The organism is Tolypothrix sp. VBCCA 56010, assembly GCF_050875635.1.
Taxonomy (GTDB): Bacteria; Cyanobacteriota; Cyanobacteriia; order Cyanobacteriales; family Nostocaceae; genus Hassallia.
Genome location: NZ_JBPAOH010000587.1, coordinates 1 through 207 on the forward strand (window position 1 = coordinate 1; position 207 = coordinate 207).

1 protein-coding gene is annotated in these 207 nt (G+C 55.1%); it reads left to right on the forward strand.

From position 1 onward, the window contains the following. A partial coding sequence (locus tag AABK37_RS42610) for an AMP-binding protein (RefSeq protein ID WP_432557337.1) occupies positions 1-207 on the forward strand: 207 nt, incomplete at both ends.

Sequence of the window (207 nt, forward strand, 5' to 3'; positions counted from 1 at the left end):
GTCCGACAGAAACCACCATCTGGTCAGCGGTATCCCAAGTACAGCCAGGTTCTGGGTCGGTGTCGATAGGAGGGGCAATTGCCAACACCCAATTTTATCTCCTTGATGCCAATCTGCAACCTGTACCCGTAGGCGTACCGGGCGAATTGCACATTGGTGGGGATGGATTGGCTAGAGGCTACCTCAACCGCCCAGAGTTAACAGCCG